Source organism: Citrobacter sp. Awk 4, assembly GCF_028069725.1.
Classification (GTDB): Bacteria; Pseudomonadota; Gammaproteobacteria; order Enterobacterales; family Enterobacteriaceae; genus Citrobacter_D.
The window spans coordinates 1-2,776 of record NZ_JANEWG010000107.1 but is presented as its reverse complement, the minus strand read 5'-3'; the positions used below and the strand labels follow the sequence as shown (position 1 = coordinate 2,776).

Here is a 2,776-nt window from a genome sequence, read left to right as displayed (position 1 = left end):
GCAAAAAGCAGACGTTTAAAACGTCTGCTTTTCTAAATTTGGCTCCTCTGACTGGACTCGAACCAGTGACATACGGATTAACAGTCCGCCGTTCTACCGACTGAACTACAGAGGAATCGTGTGAACGGGGCGAATATTAGCGACGCCCATCGTCATTGTCAAAGCCTGATTGCACAAGCTTGATCGTTTGCCGAAATTTTCCTCATTTTGTCGTTTATTCAGACGTGATCGGCTGTTTTACACACTTTTCATGTATCGGGCGCGGGTATTTCCAGAGCCATCGTCCGGTCACCATACGCCAGTAAAAGAGTGCCGCACGGACTGCCCAATCGAAGAACATCCCCATCCAGACACCCACTACGCCCCAGCCAAGAACAATTCCCAACGTGTAACCTGCGACGACGCGGCATCCCCACATCCCCAACATCGAAACCCACATGGCATAGCGGGCGTCACGTGCGCCCTTAAATCCGGCAGGTAAAACCCAGGATGCCGCCCAGATGGGCATAAATGCGGCGTTCAGCCAAATCAGGATCACTACCACATCTTTGACATCCTGATCGTGTGTATAAAACGATGCCATTACCCCGGCAAAGGGCGCGCTCAACCACGCGATCACGGTTAATCCGATGGTGGAAAGCCAGAACACATGGCGTAGCTGAATTTCCGCCTGCGCCATTTGACCATTACCCAGCCGTCTGCCGGTAATAATGGTTGATGCCGATCCCAGTGCATTTCCCGGCAGGTTTATCAGCGCAGCAATCGAGAACGCAATAAAATTACCGGCGATGACACTGGTGCCCATCCCCGCCACGAACATTTGCGTTAGCAGTTTTCCGCTATTGAACAGAACCGATTCAATACTTGCCGGAATGCCAATGCCCATCACTTCCCAAATAATGACGAAATTTAGCGGCTTAAAGTAGCTTTTTAACGTGATACGCAATGCCGGATTAAACCCAATCATCAACACCCAGATAATGGCGATGGCGCCAATATAGCGGGAGATGGTCAACCCCAATCCGGCACCTACAAATCCCAGCCCTTGCCATGAAAAAATCCCGTAAATCAAAATACTGCTGATAACGATATTCAGGATGTTCATCCCGCCATTGATGAGTAACGGGATTTTGGTATTGCCCGCTCCGCGTAACGCACCGCTGCCAATCAGCGCAATGGCAGCCGCAGGATAACTGATGACCGTTAGTTCCAGATACGTCAACGCCAGCGCTTTCACTTCTGGAGTGGCTTCTCCTGCCACAATATCGATGATCTGCTCACCGAAATAATGAATCATTGCCGCCAGCACGATGGCAAAAAGTGTCATGATCACCAGAGATTGTCTCGTGGCGGCCCGGGCACGTCGCCGATCGCGTTTACCCAGACTGAATGCCACCACGACCGTGGTCCCCAGATCAATAGCGGCAAAAAACGCCATGATGACCATGTTGAAGCTATCGGCAAGCCCGACGCCAGCCATAGCCTCTTTGCCCAGCCAACTGACCAGGAAGGTACTTAATACCCCCATCAACAGGACACACGTGTTTTCAAGAAAAATAGGAACAGCAAGCGGGGTGATTTCACGCCAGAAGAGAACTTTATAACTCTTGCGTTTGGCATACCAGGGTGTGCGGGAAACAGCCCGGCGTAATGCGGCGGAGACGTTCAAAGTGGACCTTAAAGAGAAAGTTGAAACTTCATTTCAAATAATGAGGGAGAAACAGAAAAGCTGCAAAGTTTTTTCCATGTAAAGTGTCTGCAATTGCAACAAATTGTTGAGAGAAACAGCAAATGAACCGTTATGGGGGAAATGGGGTTTGACAAAAAAATTTTCGCCGCTAAGATATGCCTCCACACCGATTCCTCTGTAGTTCAGTCGGTAGAACGGCGGACTGTTAATCCGTATGTCACTGGTTCGAGTCCAGTCAGAGGAGCCAAATTTAGAAAAGCCCGCTTTTTAGCGGGCTTTTTGCTTTCTTATTCGGTCTTAATTAACCCGTATGACCCACATCTCAGGCATACGTGGATACTGTAGGTTTCCTCATCCGAACAAATACTGTTGCCCGGGTGCATGGCTAATTTAGAAGTTGTATTTAATGCCAAGTCGGTAACGCATTTCCATTTCGTCTTTTTCGTGGTTAGTGTTGTAACGAGGAACCACACCTACTTCAGTATAAGGTGTCCAGTTTTTGTTGAGTGGTAACGTCGCGACAACATTATACAGCCAGTAATTATGTTCCCCTTTGTAATCTTCATAGTTTGTAAAACGGTACTCATAGTCACCCGTCACGGTAAATTTATCGCTGACGTAGCCAAACTCCCAGTTGAACTGATTATAATTTTTGTTATCTACAGATGATTTTTCATCAACCTGAATACCCGGACGCCAACGGAACGTTGTCACCCAGCTATCAGTAATTTTATAAATGGCTTTAATCTGTGCCCGATAGCCAACAAAGGTATCTCCATTTTCCAGATTCACAGCCGGAGCAAGGGTTAATCTATCCGTTATTTTAAAATTGCGCCCGAACTCCCACTCGCTGCCATTGCCACTGTAACCACCATTGCCTTCTTTAAATCCATCAGATGTCACTTTTGTACTTTCTGCCTGTTTACCTTCCACACTCGCGAAATATCCACTCTGGGTGGTGTGGCTTAATTTCAGGCGATCTGCATTGGTTTTACTGTCGGCTTTATATTCATGCCGATAGTCGAGTGTTACAGCACCAGCGGAAAAAGAGAAGATAATAATAGACAAGCTACTTAATTTAAAAAG

General features: G+C 47.4%; 3 protein-coding genes and 2 tRNA genes. 1 reads left to right on the top strand and 4 read right to left on the bottom strand.

Annotation, left to right across the window (positions count from 1 at the left end):
• Window positions 1-39: 39 nt before the first annotated feature.
• From NNO04_RS22240 to NNO04_RS22800, 3 genes are all read right to left on the bottom strand, one after another.
• Window positions 40-115: transfer RNA gene (locus NNO04_RS22240), tRNA-Asn, on the bottom strand.
• Between the two features lie 99 nt (window positions 116-214).
• Entirely contained in the window at window positions 215-1,669 is a 1,455-nt protein-coding gene (locus tag NNO04_RS22235; protein ID WP_333909016.1) for an EmmdR/YeeO family multidrug/toxin efflux MATE transporter, read from the bottom strand.
• 33 nt (window positions 1,670-1,702) lie between these two features.
• Window positions 1,703-1,855: a DUF5951 family protein gene (locus NNO04_RS22800; RefSeq protein ID WP_333909015.1), complete on the bottom strand. Its 153-nt coding sequence runs from the start codon at window positions 1,853-1,855 to the stop codon at window positions 1,703-1,705.
• A gap of 6 nt (window positions 1,856-1,861) precedes the next feature.
• On the opposite strand from NNO04_RS22800, the gene NNO04_RS22230 reads away from it, so the two are divergent.
• Window positions 1,862-1,937, top strand: a tRNA-Asn gene (locus tag NNO04_RS22230).
• Between the two features lie 143 nt (window positions 1,938-2,080).
• Here NNO04_RS22230 and NNO04_RS22225 read toward each other — a convergent pair.
• The coding region (locus NNO04_RS22225; protein WP_271446501.1) for an oligogalacturonate-specific porin KdgM family protein at window positions 2,081-2,776 on the bottom strand (696 nt) is incomplete at its 5' end.